19 protein-coding genes are annotated in these 24,359 nt (G+C 51.5%); all 19 read left to right on the top strand.

The window, feature by feature from the left end; all coding sequences use genetic code 11:
- Positions 1-5: 5 nt before the first annotated feature.
- Positions 6-1,001 (top strand): ABC transporter ATP-binding protein, encoded by a 996-nt coding sequence (locus ACFSUC_RS12215; protein WP_379929888.1) that lies wholly within the window; start codon positions 6-8, stop codon positions 999-1,001.
- The gene (locus tag ACFSUC_RS12210) at positions 998-1,966 is read left to right on the top strand and encodes an ABC transporter ATP-binding protein (protein WP_379929886.1); all 969 of its coding nucleotides are present in this window, start codon (positions 998-1,000) and stop codon (positions 1,964-1,966) included. Before ACFSUC_RS12215 ends, ACFSUC_RS12210 begins: the two co-directional genes overlap by 4 nt.
- Before the next feature lie 204 nt (positions 1,967-2,170).
- Positions 2,171-3,796: a bacillithiol biosynthesis cysteine-adding enzyme BshC gene (bshC, locus tag ACFSUC_RS12205; protein ID WP_379929885.1), complete on the top strand. Its 1,626-nt coding sequence runs from the start codon at positions 2,171-2,173 to the stop codon at positions 3,794-3,796.
- Positions 3,797-3,840: 44 nt separating this feature from the next.
- Complete coding sequence (locus ACFSUC_RS12200) at positions 3,841-5,103, top strand: adenosylhomocysteinase (RefSeq protein ID WP_379929884.1); 1,263 nt, start codon at positions 3,841-3,843, stop codon at positions 5,101-5,103.
- A gap of 202 nt (positions 5,104-5,305) precedes the next feature.
- The gene (locus tag ACFSUC_RS12195; RefSeq protein ID WP_379929883.1) at positions 5,306-6,640 is read left to right on the top strand and encodes a sugar ABC transporter substrate-binding protein; all 1,335 of its coding nucleotides are present in this window, start codon (positions 5,306-5,308) and stop codon (positions 6,638-6,640) included.
- A 93-nt stretch (positions 6,641-6,733) separates the two neighbouring features.
- Positions 6,734-8,071 (top strand): carbohydrate ABC transporter permease, encoded by a 1,338-nt coding sequence (locus ACFSUC_RS12190; protein ID WP_379929882.1) that lies wholly within the window; start codon positions 6,734-6,736, stop codon positions 8,069-8,071.
- A complete protein-coding gene (locus ACFSUC_RS12185) occupies positions 8,068-8,949 on the top strand; it encodes a sugar ABC transporter permease (RefSeq protein ID WP_379929881.1) in 882 nt (293 codons plus the stop codon). The genes ACFSUC_RS12190 and ACFSUC_RS12185 overlap by 4 nt, the downstream gene beginning before the upstream one ends.
- Before the next feature lie 139 nt (positions 8,950-9,088).
- A complete protein-coding gene (gene mraZ, locus ACFSUC_RS12180) occupies positions 9,089-9,526 on the top strand; it encodes a division/cell wall cluster transcriptional repressor MraZ (RefSeq protein ID WP_379929880.1) in 438 nt (145 codons plus the stop codon).
- A gap of 11 nt (positions 9,527-9,537) precedes the next feature.
- Positions 9,538-10,494, top strand: a complete 957-nt coding sequence (rsmH, locus tag ACFSUC_RS12175; protein ID WP_379929878.1) for a 16S rRNA (cytosine(1402)-N(4))-methyltransferase RsmH — start codon at positions 9,538-9,540, stop codon at positions 10,492-10,494.
- A gap of 22 nt (positions 10,495-10,516) precedes the next feature.
- Positions 10,517-10,894 carry a cell division protein FtsL gene (locus ACFSUC_RS12170; protein WP_379929877.1) on the top strand — a complete coding sequence of 126 codons (378 nt, stop codon included), beginning with the start codon at positions 10,517-10,519 and terminating at the stop codon, positions 10,892-10,894.
- Between the two features lie 79 nt (positions 10,895-10,973).
- Positions 10,974-13,211 carry a penicillin-binding transpeptidase domain-containing protein gene (locus ACFSUC_RS12165; protein WP_379929876.1) on the top strand — a complete coding sequence of 746 codons (2,238 nt, stop codon included), beginning with the start codon at positions 10,974-10,976 and terminating at the stop codon, positions 13,209-13,211.
- Positions 13,212-13,359: 148 nt separating this feature from the next.
- Positions 13,360-15,360, top strand: a complete 2,001-nt coding sequence (locus ACFSUC_RS12160) for a stage V sporulation protein D (RefSeq protein ID WP_379929874.1) — start codon at positions 13,360-13,362, stop codon at positions 15,358-15,360.
- Between the two features lie 155 nt (positions 15,361-15,515).
- Positions 15,516-17,003, top strand: a complete 1,488-nt coding sequence (locus ACFSUC_RS12155; protein WP_379929873.1) for a UDP-N-acetylmuramoyl-L-alanyl-D-glutamate--2,6-diaminopimelate ligase — start codon at positions 15,516-15,518, stop codon at positions 17,001-17,003.
- On the top strand, positions 17,000-18,376 hold the full coding sequence (locus tag ACFSUC_RS12150) for a UDP-N-acetylmuramoyl-tripeptide--D-alanyl-D-alanine ligase (RefSeq protein ID WP_379929872.1): 1,377 nt from the start codon (positions 17,000-17,002) through the stop codon (positions 18,374-18,376). Before ACFSUC_RS12155 ends, ACFSUC_RS12150 begins: the two co-directional genes overlap by 4 nt.
- A 34-nt stretch (positions 18,377-18,410) precedes the next feature.
- Positions 18,411-19,376, top strand: a complete 966-nt coding sequence (gene mraY, locus ACFSUC_RS12145) for a phospho-N-acetylmuramoyl-pentapeptide-transferase (RefSeq protein ID WP_379929870.1) — start codon at positions 18,411-18,413, stop codon at positions 19,374-19,376.
- Positions 19,377-19,379: 3 nt separating this feature from the next.
- Positions 19,380-20,786 (top strand): UDP-N-acetylmuramoyl-L-alanine--D-glutamate ligase, encoded by a 1,407-nt coding sequence (gene murD / locus ACFSUC_RS12140; protein ID WP_379929869.1) that lies wholly within the window; start codon positions 19,380-19,382, stop codon positions 20,784-20,786.
- 63 nt (positions 20,787-20,849) lie between these two features.
- Positions 20,850-21,947: a stage V sporulation protein E gene (gene spoVE / locus ACFSUC_RS12135; protein ID WP_379929868.1), complete on the top strand. Its 1,098-nt coding sequence runs from the start codon at positions 20,850-20,852 to the stop codon at positions 21,945-21,947.
- A gap of 155 nt (positions 21,948-22,102) precedes the next feature.
- Positions 22,103-23,005 (top strand): UDP-N-acetylmuramate dehydrogenase, encoded by a 903-nt coding sequence (murB, locus tag ACFSUC_RS12130; protein WP_379929867.1) that lies wholly within the window; start codon positions 22,103-22,105, stop codon positions 23,003-23,005.
- 15 nt (positions 23,006-23,020) lie between these two features.
- On the top strand, positions 23,021-24,301 hold the full coding sequence (murA, locus tag ACFSUC_RS12125; RefSeq protein WP_379929866.1) for a UDP-N-acetylglucosamine 1-carboxyvinyltransferase: 1,281 nt from the start codon (positions 23,021-23,023) through the stop codon (positions 24,299-24,301).
- Positions 24,302-24,359: the final 58 nt, after the last annotated feature.

Below are 24,359 nucleotides of genomic sequence, written 5' to 3'. Positions count from 1 at the left end.
ACGAATTGGAACGTCTGTTAGAAGTTAATGATCTGCAGGTATCCTTCCAGGTGCGGGACGGTGAAGTGCAAGCGGTACGTGACGTGAGCTTTCATGTGAAGAAGGGGGAAGCGGTCGGTATCGTAGGTGAATCCGGCTGCGGAAAAAGCGTGACGGCCCAAAGCATCATGAAATTGATCCCGTCTCCTCCAGCGGTATTCAAGGGTGGAGAGATTTTGTTCAATGGACAGAATCTGCTGCGCTATTCAGAAAAAGAGATGCAAAAAGTAAGAGGAAAAGAGATTGGGATGATTTTTCAGGACCCGATGACTTCTTTGAATCCAACGTTAACCATAGGCAAGCAAATTACAGAGAGCCTGATCAAGCACCAGGGCATGTCTCAGAAGGAAGCGGATCTGCGAGCCATCGAAATGCTGAAGCTCGTAGGGATTCCGAATCCTGACAAGCGGCTGGGGCAATACCCGCATGAATTCTCGGGCGGGATGAGACAACGGGCGATGATTGCCATTGCGCTAGCCTGCAATCCATCCCTGCTGATTGCCGATGAGCCGACGACGGCGCTTGATGTGACGATTCAGGCACAGATTTTGCGCTTGATGAAGGATTTGCAGCAGACGCTGGATACGTCGATTATTATGATTACGCATGATCTCGGTGTCGTGGCGGAGCTGTGTGACCGTGTTGTCGTCATGTATGCTGGTAAAGTGGTGGAAGAGGGAACGATCGAAGAAATCTTTACCCGTCCAAAGCATCCATATACACGGGGTCTGCTTCGTTCCGTACCGCGTCTTGATCAGCCCAAGGATGAAGACTTGATTCCGATCTTCGGTACGCCGCCGGATCTGATCAAGCCCCCGGTGGGCTGTGCATTTGCAGATCGCTGTCCGGAGGCCATGAAGGTCTGCAAGGCCATTGATCCAACATTCTATGAAACGAGTGACACGCAGAAAGCAAGGTGCTGGCTGCTTGATCCAATGGCGCAGGAGGTGAAATCCTCATGACAGAGCGATTAGTTGAAGTCAATCATTTGAAGAAGCACTTTCACGTGGGCAATCATCAGACGCTAAAGGCGGTCGATGATGTCAGCTTCCACATTGACAAAGGTGAAACGCTCGGCATGGTGGGAGAGTCGGGATGTGGAAAGTCCACTGTAGGGCGTACGATGCTTAAGCTGTATGAGCCGACAAGTGGAGAAATGAAATTCGAAGGTGCCGACTTGTTCAAGCTGTCTCCGAAGAAGCTGAAGGAGAAGCGCCGGGATGTTCAGATGATCTTCCAGGACCCTTATGCTTCCCTCAATCCGAGAATGACCGTCAGTGACATCATCGGTGAGGCGCTGGACATTCATGAACTGGTGAAGAGTAAACAGGAACGGAAAGCGCGCATCAAGGAGCTGCTGGAGCTGGTAGGTCTGAATGAGGACCACGCAAACCGGTATCCGCATGAATTCTCCGGGGGGCAGCGCCAGCGGATCGGGATTGCCCGTGCGCTTGCCGTTAATCCCAAGTTCATCATTTGCGATGAGCCGATTTCTGCGCTGGATGTTTCCATTCAGGCGCAGGTTGTCAATCTGCTGCGCGATTTGCAGAAGAAGCTGGGCCTGACCTATTTGTTCATTGCCCATGACCTGGCGATGGTCAAGCATATTAGTGATCGGGTAGCGGTCATGTATTTGGGGAAAATGGTGGAACTGGCAGAGAGTGAAGCGCTGTATGCGCAGCCTTTGCATCCGTATACCCAGGCTTTGATGTCAGCCATTCCGGTGCCTGATGTAGCGAACAAGCAGGAGAAAGTAGTTCTCACTGGAGACCTGCCGTCTCCGATCAACCCGCCAAGCGGCTGTCACTTCCGTACACGCTGTCCATTTGCGACAGAGAAATGTGCTGAGGAAACGCCTGCTCTGCGAGAAATCAACCCGGGCCATTATGCTGCCTGTCATTATGCAGGAGAAGTCAGCTCTACCTGATCTGTCCGCCAAGCAGGCAACAGATACAAACGCACAATCGAACACGCATATCCATACCAGGCATGAAGGGAGCGTTCCTTTCATGCCTGTTTGCGTGCATGGAGGTAGGCCCGTCCTTTGACTAGCTGCCTGGAGACGTGTACAATCGGATCTAGGAAGAGATACTAACTAAAAATAAGTGATTGGCGACTGAGGAGGCTTCTCATGGAGTGCACGGCATATCCGCGTCCGCTGCAGACGTGGCTGCAACAATATATGGATGAAGCAACACCTATGCGGCAATGGTATGATTATATGCCGCAGCAGGAAGAAGACTGGAAAGCACGGGCAGACTGGCTCGATCAGGCTGTACACCTGCGCGCAGACCGGCGTCAGCTGGTAGAGGTATTGCGAGCCTATAATACCCGTATTGCGCAATCTGATCTGGCTATGAAGCAGATTGAGGCCTTGCAAGACCCGCAGACCCTGGTTGTGATCGGCGGTCAGCAAGCCGGACTATTGACTGGCCCCATGATGGTCATTTATAAAGCACTGACGATTATCCATACCGCGAGGGAAGCAGAGAAACGGCTGGATCGCAAGGTTGTTCCTGTGTTTTGGGTGGCAGGCGAAGACCACGATTTTGAAGAGGTGCATGTGACGGAAATCTTGTCACCATCCGGTGAAACGGTCCGTATTGCGCTGGACAGAGAATTGTCTTCCGGACAGAGCGTGAGCGACATACCGATTCCACAGGCGCACTGGGATCAAGTACTGGAACAGCTAGATGGGGCTCTGCTTGATACAGAATTCAAGCCGGACATCATGGCGCGCCTTCGACATATTCATGCCTCGTCCAGCGATCTCAGCGAGGCGTTCTCCCGTATTCTCGCCTGGTTATTCCAGGATTACGGACTTGTACTAATGGATGCAGCAGATCCACAGCTGCGCGAGCTGGAAAGCGACATGTTCGTTTCGCTAGTCCAGCAGCAGCAACCGCTGAGCGAAGCGCTGATGCAGCAAGCTGCGCGGCTGCAATCCGAAGGATTTGCCTTGCAAGCTGAACCGGAGGCCCATGCGGCTCATTTGTTCTACCAGCACGAGAACGGTCGCAAGCTGTTGTTTGCAGAAGGAGAGGTCTTCACGGATCGCAAGCACACCTTTCAGCTTTCCCGCACCGAACTGGAAGACATCGCCAGACAGTCGCCGCAGAAGCTGAGCAACAATGTGTTTACCAGACCGCTGATGCAGGAGTTTTTGCTGCCTGTTCTCGGGGCGGTGCTCGGTCCTGCGGAGATCGCGTACTGGGGGATGTTAAAGCCGGCCTTTCATCTTCAGGATATGCGCATGCCCCTGCTGATCCCGCGTCAGGAATTCACCCTGGTGGAAGGGACGGTTCAGAAACACTTGCGCAAATACGGGTTGGAAGCGGCGGATATTGTGGAGCGATTTGCTGACAAGCGGGAAGCATGGTTGAGAGAGCAGGATTCCTTGCAGGTGGAGGAACGCTTCACAGACGCCAAGAAACAGTTCCAGGAGATGTATGCGCCGCTTGTAGAGATGCTGCAAGAGATTCATCCGGGCATATACAAGCTGGGCCAGACCAATTTGCAAAAAATACAAGAACAGATCGAATTCCTCAGTCAAAAGGCGCAGGATGCCGATCAATCCAGGCATACGGCGGCACTTCGGCAGTGGGACAAGATGAAGATGTCCCTGCATCCGCATGATAAATACCAGGAAAGAGTGTACAATGTGTTTGCCTATTTGAACAAATACGGTTTAAAATGGTTGGAGGAACTAATGTCAACACCGTACAGCAAGTCTCTACATCATTGGATTTATCTCTAGCTTCCTGCCATTCAATAAGGAAAATCGTACGAGGAGGAGAAGTAATGTCTCAGAAAGTGAACGAAAGCATCATCACCGATCCATCATTAGCACCGGAGGGGAAATTGAAGATTGATTGGGTGCAGGCCCACATGCCTGTTCTCAACAGCATCCGTGATCAGTTTGAAGCGGAGCAGCCTTTCAAGGGTCTGAAAGTGGCCATTTCCCTTCATCTGGAGGCCAAAACCGCTTATTTGGCTAAAGTGGTACAAGCAGGTGGGGCAGAAGTGACCATCACAGGCTCCAATCCGCTATCCACTCAGGATGATGTGTGTGCAGCGCTGGTGGAAGACGGGATTACCGTATTTGCCAAATACAATCCTTCCGAGGAAGAGTATCGGGAGCATCTGATGAAGACGCTGGAAACCAAACCTGACCTGATTATTGACGATGGTGGTGACCTGGTTACCATTCTTCATTCCGAGCGTCAAGATTTGTTGCCACAGGTTCGTGGTGGAGCAGAGGAAACGACAACCGGTATCCTGCGCCTGAAAGCGCTGGAGAAAGAAGGCAAGCTGCAATTCCCGATGATTGCGGTGAATGATGCTTACTGCAAATATTTGTTCGATAATCGTTACGGCACCGGCCAGTCTGTATGGGACGGCATCAACCGCACCACCAACCTTGTCGTTGCGGGCAAGACGGTTGTCGTAATCGGATATGGATGGTGCGGAAAAGGCGTGGCCATGCGTGCGAAAGGTCTGGGTGCCCAGGTCGTGGTTACGGAAGTAGATGCCATCAAGGCTGTAGAAGCACATATGGACGGCTTCACAGTTATGCCAATGGTCGAAGCTGCGAAAGTAGGAGACTACTTCGTCACCGTTACGGGCAACAAGGATGTCATTCGCGGTGAGCACTATGATGTGATGAAAGACGGCGCGATTCTCTCCAATGCCGGTCACTTTGATATTGAAATTAACAAAGTCGAGCTGGATCAGAGAACGCAATCCAAGCGTACCGTTCGCCGCAATATTGAAGAATATGTACTTAACAATGGCAAGAAAGTGTACTTACTGGCGGAAGGTCGTCTGGTGAACCTCGCCGCAGGAGACGGTCACCCGGCAGAGATTATGGACATGACCTTTGCTCTGCAAGCTATGTCGCTTAAATATGTCAACGACCAGTATGAAGCAGTCGGTCCGCATGTCGTAAATGTTCCTTATGAAATTGATGAGCAGGTTGCCCGCATCAAGTTGTCTTCCCTCGGCTACAGCATTGACAAGCTGACGGATGAACAGGCGAAATACCTGGACAGCTGGTCCGAATAAGAAACGCGTTAGTATACGAACGACTCAAATCCCTTCCAGTCATCCTCTCCGGATGCTGGGAGGGATTTTTTTGTGTCATAAAATATGGTCTCCGGCAGCAGGCATGATCCGTCCCGTCGATTCATACAATGGGACTGTACCATATACGAAAGCGTAAGCGCTTACGTATGCGTCAGATTATTTTACAAGGGGGAAATACGCGATGATCGGAAGAAAAAGCTTGGGATTGTTGTTGATGTGCGTGCTGCTCATCTGGAGTATGGCGGCTTGCAGCAACAATGAGAATGGGGAATCTGCTTCCAACGAACAAAATGAAAACGTATCCACAAGCAACGGAGCGGAGAATGCAGAGGCTTCACCGGATGAAGAGGCGGTACTGGAAGCTCCACCAATTGAAGAGGATGCCAGCCTGATCGTTTGGGACAATGGAGGATCGGACCTGGAGTGGGCCCAATTTGTAGCGGAGAAGTTCACCGATGAATATGGCATTCCGGTCGAAGTGCAGGAAGTGTCGCAATCGGATGCGCCGACCAAATTGCAAACAGATGGTCCAGCTGGACTTGGCGCAGATGTCTTCCTCGCACCACATGACCAGATCGGTTCTCTGGTGGCCTCAGGGCTCATTCTGGAGAACTTCTATGCAGAGGAGTACCGCGAGAACTTCCTGGAAGCTTCCGTGATCGGGACGACGATGGAAGGGGTGCTCTATGGCTATCCCACTGCGATCGACACCTACGCGCTGATCTATAACAAGGATCTGGTCGAAACCCCGCCAGCCACCATGGATGAGCTGATTGAGCAGGCCAAGGCGTTCAATGATCTGGCCAACGATCGGTACGGTTTCATGATGGAAGTCGGCAATCTCTACTTCCTGCATGGCTTCATTGCAGGATATGGCGGCTATGTGTTTGGTGACAACAACACCAATAAGGATGACATCGGCCTGAATAATGAAGGCACGGTTCAGGCTGCCAAACTTATGCAGCGCATTCATGAAGAGATTCTCCCACTGAAGAATGAAGATATTAACTACGGGCTGAAGGAAACCCTCTTTACGGAAGGCAAGCTGATGTTTGATATTAATGGGCCATGGGCAATCGCGGCCTTGAAGGAATCGGGCGTTTCATTTGGCGTGGCTCCACTTCCGAAACTGGATAATGGCAAACAGCCAATCAGCTTCTCTGGTGTCCGTGCCTATTATGTCAACGCCTATTCCGAATATCCGGAAGCGGCTTCTCTGTATGCCAAATTTGCCACCAGTGAAGACATGCTGCTCAAAAAGTACGAACTGTCCGGTCAGTTGCCGCCTCGCAAGAGCTTGCTTGAAAATGAGCAGATCAAAAGTGATGAAATCGCTAGCGGTTTCCTCGCCCAGGCCAGCTCTGCCGTACCGATGCCAAATATTCCTCAAATGTCCGTGGTGTGGGACCCGGTAGGCAATGCCTTTGCGACCTTGTGGAACGAACAGTCTGATCCGAAGCCGCTTCTTGATGCTGCCTTGCAGCAGATTGAGGATGCTATCTCTTTGTCTGAGTAAGGGCTGCGTTGCGTCAGTGATCAATCAAACCAATCAATCGAACCATCCAAATCAATCGAACCATCCAAATCAATCGAAAGGAGGGAGCAGGCATTGACGTCTAATCGAAATGCCACTCCCCGTTCATTTCGGTCCCACAGAGTGACAGGAACCGTGCTGTCTGCCTTGTTTATGGGTCTGGGTCAGCTCTACCATCGGCAATACATCAAGGGACTGCTGTTCACCCTGTTTGAGCTGTACCTGCTCATTTTCTGGAGCCAGCGATTGTGGCAGGGGATGATGGACTTTATCACGCTTGGTACGCAGGAGCAGATTCGTCAGCGTGGACGGATCGTCGAACAGGGAGACCATTCGATCTTCCTCATGATCGAAGGGATTATCTATCTACTGGTGCTGCTCATCGTGATCGGCATCTATCTGCTGAACATCCGGGATGCTGACCAGGCCGGAAAGAGAAGGGTGCAGGGCTTGTCCGTGCGGACCTTCAAGCAATCCCTGCTTCACATCTGGGATAAAGGCTATGCGTACCTGCTGCTTATGCCGGCCTTGTTTTTCACGCTGTTCCTGACGATTCTGCCCTTGTTGTTCGGGATTCTGATCGCCTTCACCAATTACTCCGGTCCACATCATCTGCCGCCAAAGCATCTGGTGGACTGGGTCGGATTCGAGAGCTTTCAGAAGCTGTTTCAACTGAAAACCTGGAGTCATACGTTCAAGGGTGTCGTGATGTGGACGGTCATCTGGGCGCTGATCTCGACGGTTACAACCTATTTTACCGGCCTGTTTTATGCCGTTGTCATCAACCACAAGCCGGTGCGGCTGAAGCGAATGTGGCGCACGATCTTTATTTTGCCTTGGGCGATTCCCGCCTTTGTTTCCATCCTGATCTTTCGAAATTTTTTCAATGGCCAGTTCGGTCCGCTTAATGAATATTTGACCGCAATCGGCCTGGACCCGATCCCCTGGTTGTCCGACCCGTTCTGGGCGAAATTCGCCCTCATCGCCGTCAATACGTGGATCGGCTTTCCCTTCTGGTTGGCCCTCATGTCTGGCGTGCTGACCAATATTGACAAGGACCTGTATGAAGCAGCCGAGGTGGATGGGGCAAGTGCCTGGCAGAAGTTCACCGGCATTACCCTGCCGCTGGTCATGTTTGCCACGGCCCCGCTGCTGATCATGAGCTTTGCAGGGAACTTCAACAACTTCAATATTATTTACCTGTTTACAGAGGGGGGACCTGTCAACATGGCCTATAGCTATGCGGGTTCCACGGATATTCTGATCTCCTGGATCTACAAGCTCACCCTGGAGCAGAATCAGTTCAATATGGCTTCGGTGGTATCGATTATCATCTTTGTCTTCATCGCCTCTTTTTCCATCTACAATTTCCGCCGAACCCGAGCCTTTAAAGAAGAGGATATGATTCAATGACGAATACAAATAACGGATATCGCCAACGCCCCAAAACGACCCTGGCCTACTCAGTGAAACAGCATGTATTATTAACAGTCATTTATATCGTGCTGGGCATCACGGCCGTTGTTGTCCTGTATCCCATCTTGTGGATTGTCCTGGGGTCCATGAATCCCGGGGATTCGATCAGTGCCACTAGCTATTTGCCAGAGCGGCTTACCCTGTCACATTACACCTATTTATTTACGGAGAAAGACTACCTGCTCTGGTATAAAAACACGCTGTTCATCGCGGTCATGAACATGATCCTGTCCACCGTCCTCGTCGTGACGTCTGCCTATGCCTTCTCCCGCTTTCGATTTCCCGGGCGGAGGCAGGGCCTGATGGCTATGCTCGTCCTGCAGATGTTTCCGTCCTTCATGGGCATGATTGCGATCTATATCTTGCTGCTGCAAATGAATCTGCTGGATAACCACTGGGGACTGATTCTGGTGTATGCAGGCGGTTCCATTCCGTTCGGTGCCTGGATCGTGAAAGGGTACTTCGACGGCTTGCCTCGCAGCCTGGAGGAAGCAGCCAAAATTGATGGCGCTTCAAGCACGACCATCTTCATCAAGGTCATGCTCCCGCTCTCCGTTCCCATGTTGACCTTTATTGCCGTCTCTAACTTCATAGGACCTTGGATGGATTTTATTTTCGCCCGTCTAGTTCTTCGTTCCGATGAGAATAAGACGCTGGCCATCGGATTGTTCGAAATGGTAAGCGGTCGGGAGAATAATGAATTCACGACTTTTGCAGCCGGGGCGGTGCTTGTCGCCATTCCGATCACCCTGTTATTCATGATGTTGCAGAAGTATATCATAGAGGGACTAAAGGCCGGAGCGAACAAAGGCTGAATAAAAAACAAGAGAAAGAGACTTGAACAAAAATCCTGCTGCTGAGCAGGATTTTTGTTGTTTGTGGCGAATCTTTACGATTTGAGTGGGGCAAAGTGGGGTAAAGTGGTGTGTTGGGGATGGAAAGGGGGGGAACCGAATGTTCATGGGTGAATATCATCACAGCGTGGATGAGAAAGGGCGCATGATTGTGCCTGCCAAATTTCGTGATACATTGGGTTCTACTTTTGTCATCACCCGCGGCCTGGACCACTGTCTGTTTGTCTATCCCCAGGAAGAATGGAAGGTACTCGAGCAGAAGCTCAAGGCACTTCCACTGATGAAGGCAGATGCAAGGGCCTTTACCCGGTTTTTCTTTTCCGGCGCTACGGAATGTGAGCTGGATAAACAGGGAAGAGTAAATATACCTGCCAATTTGAGAGAACATGGAAAATTGAGCAATCAGGCGGTCGTCATTGGGGTCTCCAATCGGGTTGAGATCTGGAGCAAGGAAGAATGGGAGAACTATGCCCACGCTTCCGAAGAGTCCTTTAATGAGATTGCCGAAAAGCTTGTAGATTTGGATTTTAATTTTTAGGAGGAAGACACTTGTTTCATCACATCACGGTATTGAAGGAAGAAGCAGTGACTGGACTGAACATACGACCAGAAGGCATCTATGTCGATTGCACCCTTGGCGGGGCAGGACACAGCGAGTCCATTGCATCCCAATTGAATAAGAATGGACTGTTGATCGGTTTGGATCAGGACGACACGGCTTTGACTCATGCATCTCAGCGTCTGGCTCCTTATCAGGATCGGATTCGGCTCGTGAAGTCGAATTTTCGGTATTTACGTCAAGTTTTGGAGGAAATGGAGCAGGTGCCGAAGCAAGACGGCGTGCCTGCTGTCCAGGGCATCTTGTTTGATCTCGGGGTGTCATCTCCGCAGCTGGATGAAGCAGATCGCGGATTCAGCTACAATCATGATGCGCCGCTGGATATGCGGATGGATCAGCATGCTCCCTTGACCGCCTATCGCGTTGTCAATGAATACGATGAACGCAAACTGGCCGATCTCATATACAAATACGGGGAAGAGAAATTTTCCAGGAAAATCGCTAAAAACATCGTAAAAGCGAGGGAAGACAAGCCCATTGAAACGACGGGTGAACTGGTCGAATTGATCAAGAACAGCATTCCCGCCGCTGCCAGAAGGACGGGGCCTCATCCAGCCAAACGGACGTTTCAGGCCATTCGCATCGAGGTCAATGATGAACTGGGCGCCTTTGCCGAAGCGCTGGAGGCTGCCATAGACTGCCTGGCCCCTGGCGGACGCATCAGTGTCATCACCTTTCATTCTCTGGAAGATCGCATGTGCAAGCAAATTTTCGCCAAATACAATCAGGGGTGTACCTGTCCGCCTGATTTTCCGATGTGTGTGTGCAAAAAAGTAGAAATCTTGAAACCGATTAAACGAAAGCCGATATTGCCGAGCGACGATGAACTGGCCGACAATCCCAGAGCCAGATCCGCCAAGCTCCGAGTGGCAGAGAAGAACATCTGATTCAGAGAGAGGAGAATGATGGATGTCCCCTTATTATGATGGCAATCTGGCCCTGGAACCTCAGAGGAAGAAGCAGCAGACAACGCGGATAAGAGAGACCAAGAAAGTCGTAAAGCGTATCTACACGATTCCGATGGCGGAAAAATTGCTCTATTTGTTTACGGTGATGATCTGCGTGGCCGTAGCAGGCTCAATTATCTTTAAGTATGCGCAAATCTATGATGTCAATACGAGAATACAAGAGATGGAAAAGCAAATTCGGGTGATTGAATCCAATAACGACACCCTTCAGCTTCAGGCCAGAGCCCTGAAAGAACCGAAACGTCTGGTCTCCCTTGGTGAACAAATGGGATTTATCTATGTGAATGAGGAAACGGTCAAGCAGGTGAAGCCGGAATAATCGTGGTCTGAAATCGGGATAGGTGAGATAAGCCGAATGTTCATGTCCACGAAGCAAGAGGGGAAGAGAGTTGAATCGCATGAATCGAAAAATCAAAATTCGCTCCCTGCTGGCAGGTTTGCTGATCTCGGTATTGTTCGCTACGGTGATCGGACGCGTTTACTGGATACAGGTGGTATCTGCTTCTGCCCTGATGTCGGAGGCGAAGGAAGTGTGGGAGTCGAGCCGAATGCTGCTCCCCAAGCGAGGTACGGTCTATGATCGCAATGGACAGGTACTGGCCCAGGATGCAGCGGCCTATACGGTGGCCGTCAATCCGAAGCTGATTCACGCGAACGGCACGGCCGATGAGGTCATTGAACTGCTCGCGCCAATTTTGGAGATGAATGATGCTGACAGCCGAAACAAGCTGGAGCAAATCGTGACGGCCAAGAATAAAAAAGGGGATTTCTATGTCCACCGCGAGATTCGCAAGGAAGGGTGGAAGATCGATCCGGACAAGGCAAGGGCCATCCAGTCGCAAGCCGAGGACAAAAAACTGACCGGCATCTATTTGCTGGAAGAGAAAAAACGCTATTATCCTGTCAATCAACTGGCTTCTCACTTGCTCGGCTATACGAATCTGGAAGGGGAGGCGCAGGCGGGAGTCGAGCTCTACTATGACGAAATATTGAAGGGCATTCCAGGTCAGATCAACTATGAGCGGGATCGACTCGGCTATGAATTGCCGAATGGCGAGGTGGAATTGATTCCCCCGCAGAACGGTCAGTCTATCAAGTTGACGATTGATGAGAAGATTCAGCTCTTCATGGAACAGGCGCTGGAAAACGTCTACGAGACCTATCAGCCTGAAAGTGTCATGGCGATCGCAGCAGATCCGGACACGATGGAAATTTTGGCCATGGCCAATTTCCCGACTTTTGATCCGAATCGGTACTGGGCGATTGACGGGTATGAAGACTTGCTCAACCGCTCCATTTACTCGCTGTATGAGCCCGGTTCAACCTTCAAAATTGTGACGTTGGCCGCAGCCGTAGAGGAAAATCTGTTCAACCCGCATGATACGTATCAGTCTGGTACGATAAACGTAGCGGGGTCGCTGATCAAGGACCACAACTACGGAAGAGGCTGGGGCGAAATTTCGTATCTGTCCGGCTTGAAGAAATCGAGTAACGTTGCCTTCGTCAAGCTCGGTTATGAACAGCTCGGCGCAGAGAAATTGCGTCACTATATCGATGCTTTTGGCTTCGGTACAGGGACGGGCATCGATCTGCATGGCGAATCCAAGGGAAATATCGGATTCCGCAACTGGATTGCAACCGAGGTGGCCACCGCTACCTTTGGTCAGGGTCTCGTTCAGGTGACGCCGATTCAGCAAATTGCCGCGATCTCGGCTATTGCCAACGGCGGTGAACTGAAGAAGCCTTATCTGGTTAAGGAAGTCATCGATCCGGCAACTGGCAAGACCGTGGAGAAGATAGAACCGCAAACGGTACGGAGAGTCGTCTCCGAGCAAGCAGCGAAGGAAACCAGCCTCTACCTGGAACAGGTTATTGCCGATCAAGAGGAAGGAACTGGAAGACTTGCGTATCTGGATGGATACCGCATGGCCGGAAAAACCGGTACGGCACAAAAGGTCATTAACGGCAAATATGCCGATGGTGAATACGTGGTCTCGTTCATCGGATTCGCTCCGGTGGAAGATCCGGAAATTGCGCTCATCGTGATTGCGGATGAACCGGATCTGGGCGGGGACTACCGTAACGGCAGCCAGGTCGTTTCTACCGCTTTTAAGGACATCATGGCCAAATCACTGCGTTATCTCGGAGTAGCGGAACAGGGAGGCGAGGACGCAGATGACAGTCAGAACCAAAGCGTAAGTCCCGCACCGAACCTCATCGGCATGCAAACCGCTGTCGCTGATAATGAGCTGTCACAGGCGCAGATCGAAGTGGAATGGATAGGGGATGGCCGCACCGTTCTGGCTCAATTTCCTCTGGAAGGGACAGAAATGGTGCCAGGACAACGAATGTATGGGTTAACGGAAGATCCGGCGCAGATCGAAATTCCGGATCTGACCGGAAAATCACTGCGTGATGCCGTCACCATATCCAATATGCTGAACGTGGAACTCACCTTTGAAGGACAGGGGTATGTCGCGAAGCAGCAAACTTCTGGTGCCGGCCCGGATCGCAAGCTGCATGTGCAGCTGCGTACGATGAGAGACAGGGATGCATCTGCTGAGGCCGCTGCGGATTCCAGCGGGGATGATGCGGAAACGGACAATGCTGCGGAGCAGACTTTGGCACCTGAATAGGGACATGCAGTTGAAGGATTCAGAACCGGAATGAGCGGTTTTGGACCTTCAACTTTTTCGTTCTCATTGCCGTTATGGCTTGTTCTATCCATCCTCTTCTACGAATACGCTGTTCTATGAACAGTATCGATAGAGGAGGAATACGGGTATGCGAGTTTCCAGTTCAACGACACGGAGACGCTTGCTCCTGATGGTGATGGGCGTAACCTTGTTGTTCAGCTCTCTCATCTTGCGGCTAGGCTATGTCCAGATATGGCAGGGAACGGAACTTTCGGAGAAAGCCGAAGAATCCTGGCGTAGAAATATTCCGTTTACAGCCAAGCGGGGAGAAATCCTGGACCGGAACGGGGTTCGGCTCGCCTATAATACGACCTCGCCGTCCGTCTTGGCGATCCCGGCGCAAGTCAAGGAGCCGGAACAAACAGCGAAGCAGCTGGCACAGGTTTTGGACCTGCAGCCCGCAAAAGTCCAGGAGCAGATTACGAAAAGACAACTGATCGTTCGAATCCAGCCGGGGGGAAGGAAGATATCCAATGAAAAGGCGCAGGAAATCAGAGCCCTTAATCTTCCGGGAATTGTGGTGGCTGAAGACAATCAGCGCTACTATCCTTACGATAACCTTGCGGCCCATGTCCTTGGATTCACCGGCATAGACAATCAGGGCTTGACCGGCATTGAGCTGAGCTATGACAGTCATTTGCAAGGAGCAGCAGGCTCGGTTTCTTTTTTGGCGGACGCCAAAGGCAGGGAGATTCCCGGTACTTCATCTGAATACATTCCGCCTAGAGACGGCTTGAATCTGCAACTTACCCTCGACAAGCATATTCAGACGATTATGGAGCGAGAACTGGATCAGGCAATGGTACGCTATCAGGCCAAGCAGATCATCTCGATTGCCATGGACCCGAAAACGGGCGAGATCTTGGCCATGGCCTCTCGACCTGATTATGAGCCGGCCCGCTTTAGTGAATATCCGTCTGAAGTGTACAATCGCAACCTGCCCATCTGGATGACATATGAGCCCGGTTCGACCTTCAAAATTATCACCCTGGCGGCTGCGCTGGAAGAAGGCAAAGTCAATCTGCAGGACGAGCATTTTCATGATCCGGGCTTTATTGAAGTGGCCGGAGCCAAGTTGAGATGCTGGAAAAAGGGCGGACATGGCAGCGAGACCTTTCAGGAGGTCGTGCAAAACTCCTGCAACCCTGGATTTGTTGTGTTGGGACAGCGGCTTGGCAAGGAAACATTGTTTGACTATATCCAGAAATTCGGGTTCGGTGAGAAGACAGGCATTGATCTGGGCGGAGAGGAAAATGGCATCCTGTTCAAGCTGGATCGAGTAGGTCCGGTCGAATTGGCCACGACGTCATTCGGGCAGGGGGTCAGTGTCACACCGATTCAGCAGATTGCCGCTGTTTCAGCGTCCATAAATGGGGGTAAACTTTATAAGCCTCATCTTGCCAAAGCGTGGATTCATCCCGAAAGCGGCGAGACGGTCGAAGAGATTGAACCGGAGCTAGTCCGCCAGGTCGTGTCCGAGAAAACCTCCAAACAGGTGAGGGAAACGCTGGAGAGTGTCGTGGCCCAGGGAACCGGGAAAAATGCCTTTATTGATGGCTACCGTGTGGGTGGTAAGACCGGTACGGCGCAGAAAGTCATCAATGGACGGTATTCCAAGGATGAGCACATTGTCTCATTCGTCGGATTTGCTCCGGCTGATGATCCGCAAATTATCATCTATACAGCGGTGGACGATCCGAAAGGTTTGCAATTCGGAGGGTTGATTGCAGCTCCAATCGTCAAAAATATGCTTGAGGACTCGCTCCGATATATGGGCATTGAACCGAGAAACGAACAAATTCCCCGCAAATACGGATACGGCGAAACGCCTGTTGTTGAGGTTCCTGATCTGATCGGGATGACAGCGAGTGAAATTTATGAAATGATGAATATGGACTTTACACTTGTTAAATCCGGTTCAGGCAAATATGTCACGAGTCAAGCGCCGAAACCGGGTACGCGAAACGAGAAAGGCTCAACGATTCGTATTTTTATGTCCGACCAGTCGCCGCTGGATGGAAAAGGACAGAAGCAGGAAAAGGAGAAGGAGCCGACTCCATCGCAAAACGATCGGTTCCCGACTTTCTAAATTCATCAAGAAGTAAGAATCCTGACATATTTATTTCGTCAAGAAGTACGAATCCTGATATTTTAGTTTCGTCAAGAAGTATGATTCCTGACATTTTAGATTTGTTATGCTCTTTGCGACAGACAAGAAATGAAACGATTCAAGGAGGAATAGGCATGAAACTTCAGGAACTGGCAGACCTTTTATTAACGAGCCGCGTCACGCATCAGGCTGAAATCGAGATTTCCGGCATACAGACCGATTCGCGCAAGGTACAGGCTGGAGACCTCTTTATTTGTCTGGTTGGTTATCAGACAGATGGTCACTTGTATGCCGAACAGGCGATCCAGGCCGGTGCTGTGGCTTTGCTGACCGAGAGAGAGCTCGAAGTTGAGGTTCCGCAGCTGATCGTATCGGACTCCCGTTTTGCCATGGCCAGGGTGGCGAATCATTTCTATCAATATCCGAGTCAGAAACTGAAGCTGATCGGGGTAACCGGAACAAATGGAAAAACGACGATTACATATTTACTGGATCAAATCTTGTCTGATCAACAGAAACAGACTGGAATCATGGGTACCATTCAGATGAAAATTGGCAATGAAACCGTCGAAGCCAAAAATACAACCCAGGAAGCGCTGGAGCTGCAGCAAAATTTAAAGCGAATGCTCGATGCCGGGTGTGAATATGGTGTAATGGAAGTATCCAGTCATGCACTGGAGCTTGGCCGCGTGAAGGGCTGCCATTTCAAGACGGCGATTTTCACCAATCTAACGCAGGACCATCTCGATTTCCATGAGACGATGGAGCAGTATCGGGCAGCCAAGAGTCTTCTGTTTTCCCGGCTGGGCAATGCCTATGCAACCACGGCATCGGAGCAGCAATTTGCGGTTCTCAACGCCGATGATCCGGCTAGTCGTGACTTTGCAAAGGTCACGGCAGCGCAAGTGCTGACCTACGGTATCGATCAACCTGCTGATGTTCGGGCTACCCAGATTCGCATGACCCAGGAAGGAACCACTTTTTCCCTGGAGAGCTTTGCAGGAAATAGGACGTTTACCTTGAAGTTAATGGGTAAGTTTAGTGTCTATAATGCACTCGCTGCGATCACAGCGGCGCTGGCAGAAGGGATTGATCTGGATGCCATCCATCGTTCCCTGCAATCGATCGCAGGCGTGAACGGCCGGTTTGAGGCCGTGCAGGAAGGTCAGGACTTTCTGGTCATTGTAGACTATGCGCATACCCCGGACAGTCTCGAGAATGTGCTGAAGACGATCCAGGAGCTTGCAGAGGGTCGTATCATCACGGTGTTCGGTTGCGGGGGAGATCGGGATCGCGGCAAGCGACCGATCATGGGCGAGATGGCCGGAACGTACAGTGACTATGTCTGGATCACATCGGATAATCCAAGAACCGAAGACCCGGGCCGCATCCTGACCGATATCGAGCCAGGTGTGCAAAAGGCCGGATTGTCCCGGCAGCAGTATGAGATCGAACCGGATCGCAAACAGGCGATTGAAAAGGCGATTCACATGGCAACGGCAGGGGATGTCATTCTGATCGCTGGAAAAGGACACGAAACGTATCAGGAGATCCATGGCGTGCGCCATGATTTTGATGATCGACTGGTGGCAAAAGAAGCGATAAGGAGATTGGTGCATTGATCAAACGAACACTCATTGAGATTCAGCAGATGATCGAAGACGCGGAACTCTTCGGTCCCGGGGAGCAGCGGATCACTGGCGTTCAAACAGATTCCAGAAACATTCAGGAAGGCTGCCTTTTCATCCCGCTCGTCGGAGAGCATTTTAATGGCCATGATTTCGTGGCACAAGCGATCGAGAAGGGAGCCAGTGCCGCGCTCTGGCAGGAGGATCAAGGTCAGCCGCCGGAAGGAATCCCGCTCGTCAGAGTCCAGGATACGCTGCTGGCCTTGCAGCAGTTGGCGGCATCGTACCGCAGACAGCATCAGGCGCGTGTCATCGGCGTAACAGGGAGCAACGGGAAGACCACAACCAAAGACCTGGTCGCTGCGATTCTCGAAACGACGTATCACGTACATAAGACAGATGGCAATTACAATAATCATATCGGCCTGCCATTGACCATTCTTAGTATGGATGAGAAGGTGGAAATGGCGGTACTTGAGATGGGAATGAGCGGAAGGGGAGAGATTGAGCTGCTCTCTGAACTTGCTCAGCCTGAAGCGGCGATCATCACCAATATTGGAGAAGCTCATCTGCTCCAGCTCGGAAGTCGCGAGGAGATTGCCCGGGCCAAGCTGGAAATTCTGAGCAGGATGAAGCCGGATGGTCTGTTCGTGTTTCCCGGCGATGAACCGCTGATCCGCTCCCTCTTCGATCAGGAGGAGCATGCCGCATTAAAATACATTTCCTTCGGGGAAAGTACGGAAAATGATCTGTATCCGATCAGCATGATGCAAGAGGAAGCGTCTACGCTGTTTATGCTGAATACGCACGGGCTGTCTGCCTACCGCATTCCCTTGCTCGGCAAGCACAACGTCATTAACGCGATCGCGGCCATTGCTGTTTGCAAGTACATGGGCGTTTCCGAAAAAGATGTGGTGCGCGGGCTGAAGCAGGCCAAAATTACCGGGATGCGTATTGAAAAGCTGCAAAAAGAGAGCGGACTGACCATCCTGAACGATTGCTATAATGCCAGTCCCGCTTCCATGAAAGCGGCGATCGAGTTAGTGAGTGAAATGCCGGGGTATCGACATAAGGGCGTCGTGCTTGGCGATATGCTGGAGCTGGGAGAGAAGGAAAACGAATATCATCGTGAGATTGGGCAAATTCTCGATCCGAAAAAGATTGATTGGGTGTATACATTTGGTCCCCTGGCTGAATATATTGCGGAGGAAGCATCGAACAGGTATCCTTTAGAAGCGGTGCAATGCTTTGCGAGCAAACAGCATCTGATCGAGGCGCTTCAGGCAAAAGCGGACAAAGACACGATTGTGCTAGTCAAGGGTTCCCGCGGGATGAAGCTGGAAGAAGTGATAGACGGTATCAAATAGCGAGAGAAGACAGAGTGAATGAGAGGTAAGGACGATGGAATTTTCGGCAATTATGTTAACCATGGGTATATCTTTTTTACTGGCGGTCATTGTAGGCCCGCTGTTCATTCCTTTGCTGCGCAGAATGAAATTCGGGCAGCAGATTCGAGAAGAAGGCCCTCAGGCTCACCAAAAGAAAAAAGGCACTCCCACTATGGGTGGCATCATTATTATGCTGGCCTTGACGCTGGCATTTTTTCGATTTGCCGAACCGCGTTCCATGGATTTTTATATATTGCTTATCGCATCCCTGGGTTATGGACTGATCGGGTTTCTCGATGATTATATCAAGATCGTATTCAAGCGATCCCTGGGACTGACCGCCATGCAAAAGCTGTTCGGACAGTTGTTCTTCTCGGTGGTCGTGTGCGTCATGCTCTACCGGATGGATCACAGCACGGATATTATCGTTCCTGGCGTAGACTGGCATATTCCGCTCGGCTGGCTGTATTATCTGTTTGTCATCCTGTTGATGCTGGGACTGTCCAATGCGGTCAATTTTACCGATGGACTGGATGGTCTCCTGTCCGGCACGAGTGCGATTGCCTTTGGTGCGATGACGGTCATCGCCATGATGATGACGGAGAATGAAACGGCTATTTTCTCAGCCGCCATGATAGGGGCCGTGCTGGGCTTTCTCGTGTTCAACGCCCATCCGGCAAAAGTGTTTATGGGCGATACCGGCTCGCTCGGAATCGGAGGGGGACTGGCAGCGGCAGCGATTTTAACCAAGACCGAAGTGCTGGTACTGCTGATCGGCGGGGTATTTGTGATCGAGATTGCTTCCGTTATCCTGCAAGTGCTGTCCTTCAAGACGAGAGGCAAGCGAATCTTCAAAATGAGTCCGATCCATCACCATTACGAACTGGTCGGATGGTCGGAGTGGCGCGTGGTCATCACATTCTGGATAGCCGGACTGCTATTTGCAGGTTTTGGGCTGTTCTTACATGAGGGGTTGTAGGCAATGAATCATCCCGATCAATATCGGAATCAAGAGGTTGTGATCCTGGGCATGGCACGCAGCGGACAGGCTGTAGCCAGGGTATTTCAACAATACGGGGCGCAAGTGGTCATCAATGATCGGAAACCGCGCTCGGAATGTCCCGAAGCTGACGATTTGGAGGCACAGGGCATCAAGGTGTTGTGCGGCGGGCATCCCGACGATCTGATCTCCGCTCAGACCGCCCTGGTGGTGAAAAATCCCGGCATTCCCTATGAGGTAGAGCCGGTGCAGCGGGCGCTGCAGCTGGGCATTGAGGTTGTGACCGAGGTAGAGGTGGCCGGTTTTCTGACCGAGGCACCGATGATCGGCATTACCGGTTCCAACGGAAAGACGACCACTACGACCTGGATTGGCCAAATGCTGCGTCAGGCAGGCAAACAGCCGATCGTTGCCGGAAATATCGGCACCCCACTGTGCGAGGCTGCCCAGCAAGCTACTGATGATCAATGGATCGTAGCCGAATTAAGCAGTTTTCAGTTGAAAGGAACGCACGATTTTCATCCGAAAGTCGCGATTTTGCTCAATTTGTATGAAACGCATCTCGATTATCATCATACGTGGGATGACTACAAACAGTCCAAGGAAAAGCTGTTTGCGAATCAAACGGATGAGGATATTGCGATCCTCAATCAGGATGCCGGATTTTCTGGTGAATGGATCGAGGGACTGCGTGGGCAGGTGGTGTGGTTTTCTTCCACATCGGAAGTTCCGCATGGTATGTGGATCGATCACAGCGGTCAGGAGCCGATGGTCGTTTATCGCGATCAAGAGGGAACGGATCACACAGTGGTGGAGGTTTCCCGAATCGGACTGAAGGGTGCGCATAATCTGGAGAATGCACTCGCTGCCTCCTGTGCAGCCCTTTCGATTGGGGTTTCGATTCCCGTAATACGGGAGGAACTGGTAAGCTTCTCAGGTGTCGAGCACCGGCAGGAACGTGTAACGACCAAGCAGGGAGTGACCTTCTACAACGATTCCAAGGCGACCAATCCCACCTCTACGATCAAGGCGATTGAAGCCTTTGACGAACCCGTCATTTTGATTGCGGGCGGGCTGGATCGAGGCTCGGACTATATGGAGCTGCTGCCGTATTTCAGAGATAAGCTGAAGGGAATAGTCGCATTGGGACAAACCCGGCACAAATTAGAAGCAGTGGCCGCTCAGGCGGGGTTGCCTCTTGTGAAACTCGTCGATAATGATAGGAAGGAAAATGTGAAGGAAGCCTTGGAACAAGCGGTTGGACTGGCCTTTGAGATGGCATCTGACGGCGATGTAATCCTGCTTTCACCCGCCTGCGCGAGCTGGGACATGTTTGCCACCTATGAGCAACGGGGACGCATTTTTAAAGACGCGGTGCATAACTTGTAAAAGGGGGGTATCCAAGCCTTGGTTTGTCCCCCTCAAGTTATGAGACAAGAGGGTGTTTAAACCATGGCCAAGAACCGTACTGCTCCCGATGCAATGTTATTGATTTCCACCTACCTTTTGCTGGCGATTGGCGTTATGATGGTATATAGTGCAAGTGCCGTCAACGCTTTTCATGATTACGGCGATTCTTATTTTTATCTGAAACGGCAGTTGATCTTTGCCGTGCTTGGCATTGCAGCGATGCATGTCACGATGAATACCGATTACTGGGTCTGGAAGCGATTCTCTAAGATCGCCCTGATTGCCTGCTTCGTACTACTGCTGCTCGTCTTGATTCCCGGTATCGGGGTCGTGCGTGGCGGAGCCAGAAGCTGGCTGGGCATCGGAGCGTTTGGCATCCAGCCTTCCGAGTTTATGAAGCTGGGTATGATTTTGTTTCTGGCTTGTCTGTTTGCCGATCGCAAACAGGAGATCACCGATTTTCGGAAAGGCTTGCTGCCCCCGCTATTGCTCGTAGGTGCAGCCTTCGGCCTGATCATGCTGCAGCCCGATTTGGGCACCGGCGCTGTACTCGTTGGTGCGTCCTTCTTCGTTATCTTTGCGGCTGGGGCAAGAATCTCTCATTTGGCAGGCTTGGCGCTTGTCGGTGCAGCAGGACTCATCGGATTGATCATTGCTGCGCCGTATCGATTGAAACGCATTACCGCCTTTATGGACCCCTGGCAGGACCCGTTGGGGGCCGGGTATCAGGCGATTCAATCCCTCTATGCCATCGGACCTGGCAAGATTTTTGGTCTGGGTCTTGGCATGAGCCGCCAAAAGTACAGTTATTTGCCCGAACCGCAAACCGACTTCATCTTCTCGATTATCGCAGAGGAGTTAGGATTTATCGGCGGCTCGTTCGTACTGGTTCTGTTTATGATTCTCGTATGGAAGGGAATGCGAACGGCCATTATGGCACCGGACGCCTTTGGCAGTTTTCTGGCCGTCGGGATTACGGGCATTATCGCCGTACAGGTTGTCATTAACATCGGAGTGGTCATCGGGATGATGCCTGTTACCGGGATTACGTTACCGCTGATCAGTGCGGGCGGATCGTCTCTGACGCTTCTGCTCACAGGGCTTGGCATCCTGCTTAATATATCGAGATATGCCAGGTAGCACTACCCGTATATGAGACACATACCTACCGTTTATAACCATGCAGGTTGGGCTGGGCGATTGTCACACCTGACCGATGGATTTCATAGTATACCATATACTCGTGATCATCTAATCAGTATGTGGTTCCATAGTTTCATTTAGGAGGTTTACCCATGCAGGAAGTCATTCAAGAGCTGCAGGCTCATATTCAGGATGTGCGAGTTCAGGAGTCACTGGCGGAACATACCACGTGGAAAATCGGAGGACCGGCTGACATCTTCATGCTGGTTCATCATGCTGAGGAATTGCAGGCGGCAGTGCGCATTTTGCGTCAACATGGCATACCCTGGACGCTCATTGGCCGCGGATCGAACACGCTGGTATCTGACCGGGGCATCCGTGGAGCGGTCATCAAGCTCGGTACCGAGTTTGAAAACCTCGTTTTCGAAGACGAGATCGTTCGGGTCGGAGGAGCCTACTCGTTCATCAAGCTTTCAGTGATGGCTGGAAAGCAGGGGTTAACAGGCCTCGAATACGCGGGAGGCATTCCGGGTACGGTTGGGGGAGCCGTATACATGAATGCGGGAGCCCACGGATCGGATGTATCACGAATCTTACAAAGTGCTGAGGTGTTGCTGGAAACCGGAGAACGGGTGACCTATTCTGCGGAAGATCTGGCGTTCTCCTATCGTCATTCACTGCTTCAACGTGTACCCGGCATTGTCATCGAGGCGGTTTTCAAACTTGAATATGGAGATCGCAAGGAGATTGCGGCTTCCATGGCCAGCTACAAGGATCGTCGCCTCCGCACACAGCCGCTTCAAATGGCTTGCGCCGGAAGCGTCTTTCGAAACCCGGAAGGTCATTATGCTGCCAAGCTGATTGAAGATGCCGGCCTGAAGGGGACCCGTTGCGGAGGGGCTGAAGTGTCGAGGCAGCATGCCAATTTTATCGTAAACACCGGAAATGCAACAGCGATCGATGTTCTCACCCTTATTGAACGAATCAAGGCAACCATTGCAGCCCAATACGGAGTCGAGCTTGAAACAGAAGTCCTAATGGTCGGTGAGCGTTAATTCGGAGGTGAAACATTGGATAAATTAGTCATTGAAGGTGGAGAGCCTCTTACCGGCACCATAGAAGTACATGGCTCGAAAAATGCTGCGTTGCCGATATTGGCCGCATCCATCATGGTGGAAGGTATTCACATCATTGACAATGTTCCAAATTTGCTGGATATCCAGGTTATGCTCGATATTCTGGAGGAGCTTGGCTGCAAGGCATCCTACAAAAAAGGTCAAATCAAACTGGACACGACTCACGTAGACTCCAGTCACATTCCTGAAAAGCTCATGCGGCAGATGCGTTCTTCCATTTTTCTAATGGGTCCACTGCTTGCTAGATTTGGGCAAGTCCAAATCTATCAGCCTGGCGGCTGTGCCATCGGTGAGCGAAAAATTGATTTGCATTTGAAGGGTCTGGAGGCACTGGGTGCCAACATTACAGAAACAGGCGAGACCATCATCTGTACATGCACCCGGCTGAAGGGAGCCAACATTGTACTGGACTTCCCGAGCGTTGGCGCAACCGAAAATATTATGATGGCCGCAGCTGCAGCAGAAGGCACCACGACCATTCATCATGCAGCAAGAGAGCCGGAAATTATAGATTTGCAGCATTTTCTGAACAAGATGGGGGCCCGGGTAGAGGGAGCCGGCACGGACACCCTGACCATTCACGGCGTCCGTTCTTTCAAGGCCTGCCGGTATGAAGTGATACCGGATCGCATCGTAGCCGGGACCCTCATGATTGCCGCTGCCACCACCAGAGGCAGTGTGCGGCTTCAGAAAGTAGAGCCTGGTCATCTGCTTACCCTGATTCATGTCCTGCGCAAGGCGGGTGTACGAGTGGAAGCGGAAGCCGATGAGATATGGGTGGAATTTGCCGGACGTCCACAGGCCGTAGATCGTATCGTGACCTCACCATACCCGGCCTTTCCTACCGATTTGCAAGCTCAGATGATGACCTTGCTGTCCATGGCGGACGGGATGAGCACGATCAAGGAAACGATCTTCGAGGGCAGATTCAAGCACGTGGATGCACTCAACCGAATGGGCGCAGATATCCGGGTGGATCTCAACACCGCCTTTATTCGCGGAGTCAGACAACTGTTTGGCACGACCGTCGAGGCCACTGACCTCAGAGCCGGTGCAGCGCTGGTCATCGCGGGCCTGGCTGCCAAAGGAACCACCCTGGTGGAACAGGTACATCATATTGATCGAGGCTATGACCACATTGAGGAGATGTTCGGCAAACTGGGCGCACGCATGTACCGTCAGGCATCAGCACCAACCATGGTCAAACATTCATGAGTACAGGAATTCCCCCTTCTGCTCATGGGAGGGGGAGCCAGGTGCTGTCTGCGGGACA

The organism is Marinicrinis sediminis (assembly GCF_042685085.1).
Lineage (GTDB): Bacteria > Bacillota > Bacilli > Paenibacillales > KCTC-33676 > Marinicrinis > Marinicrinis sediminis.
Note: the sequence above shows the minus strand (reverse complement) of the source record. Positions and strands in the feature narration are given on the sequence as shown.